Source organism: Burkholderia sp. LMG 13014, assembly GCF_905232215.1.
GTDB lineage: Bacteria > Pseudomonadota > Gammaproteobacteria > Burkholderiales > Burkholderiaceae > Burkholderia.
The window spans coordinates 1-1,488 of sequence record NZ_CAJNKE010000957.1 but is presented as its reverse complement, the minus strand read 5'-3'; the positions used below and the strand labels follow the sequence as shown (position 1 = coordinate 1,488).

The 1,488-nt window shown below is 66.2% G+C and carries 1 protein-coding gene; it reads left to right on the top strand.

What is annotated here, in order from left to right:
- On the top strand, window positions 1-1,234 hold a 1,234-nt coding region (locus tag JYJ84_RS36495), incomplete at its 5' end, for a polyhydroxyalkanoate depolymerase (protein ID WP_205187304.1).
- Window positions 1,235-1,488 lie beyond the last annotated feature (254 nt).

Here is a 1,488-nt window from a genome sequence, read left to right as displayed (position 1 = left end):
CGGCCGCATGCTCGACGCGCTGTGCGAACTGCTCGAATGCTGCGCGTTCTCGCACCGGCGTCCGCCGTTCGGCATCGCGTCGATCGTCGTCGACGGCGAAACGGTGCCGATCGTCGAGGAGGCCGCCGCGGCAACGCCGTTCGGCACGCTGCTGCATTTCCGCAAGGCGCTGCCTGTTGCGCGCCAGCCGCGCGTGCTGATCGTTGCGCCGATGTCCGGGCATTTCGCGACGCTGTTGCGCGGCACCGTGCATACGATGCTGGCCGACCACGACGTGTACATCACCGACTGGCACAACCCGCGCGACATCCCGCTGACGGCCGGACGATTCGGCTTCGACGAATACGTGATGCACGTGATCGACTTCATCCACCAGATCGGCCCGGACGCGCATGTGCTCGCGATCTGCCAGCCGACCGTCGCCGCGCTCGCGGCGGTCGCGCTGATGGCCGCCGGCGGCGATCCGGCGCAGCCCGCGAGCCTGACGCTGATGGCGGGGCCGATCGACTGCCGCGTGAATCCGACTAAGGTCAACGCGCTCGCGACGAGCCAGCCGATCGAATGGTTCGCGCGGAACCTGATCAGCGTCGTGCCGGCGGGCTTCGTCGGGGCGCAGCGCTGCGTGTATCCGGGCTTCGTGCAGGTCGGCGCGTTCATGTCGATGAATCCGGATCGCCATGCGACATCGTTCGCCGACATGTACTACGAGCGCGCAAAAGGCGATCCGGCGAAAGCCGACACGCTGCGGCACTTCTACGACGAATACTTCGCCACCGCCGATCTCACTGCCGAGTTCTATCTGGAAACGGTCGAGAAGGTGTTCCAGCAATACGCGCTCGCGCGTGGCGAGCTGACGGTCGGCGACCGGCTCGTCGAACCGGCGGCGATTCATCGCACCGCACTGCTGACGATCGAAGGCGAGAAGGACGATATCTGCGCAGTGGGCCAGACGGTGGCCGCGCAGGAGCTGTGTTCGGGGTTACCACCGTATCTGAAGACGCACCACGTGCAGACTGGAGCGGGCCACTACGGTGTGTTCAACGGCAGCCGATGGGAAACGCAGATCTATCCGATCGTGCGGGCGACGATCCATGACAACGAGCCGTACGATCGCACCGCGGGTGCGGAAGGCAACGCGGACGGCACGCACTACGTGACGCTGCGCGCGCTGCTCGATGCCCGCGCAACCGCGCACGATGCCGCGACCGACACGCAATCGAATCACGCCCACTGAAGCCGGACGGCACTGAAAATGAAACGCCCCGCCGGGGATGGCGGGGCGTGAGGTGCAGCAGCGTGGACGACGCGCGAGGAAGCGGCTCGCGCGTCAGCCTGCGTTACGAACAGGCCTTGCCGTGCGACGCGTGGTAGCCCTTTGCCTTCGCGTCGGCTTCCGACATGTAGCTGCCGTGCTTCGTCTTGCCGTAGTACTTGTCGGTCGAGCAGTGATAGACCTTCGTGCTGTCGTTGGCCCACACCTTGCCCGCG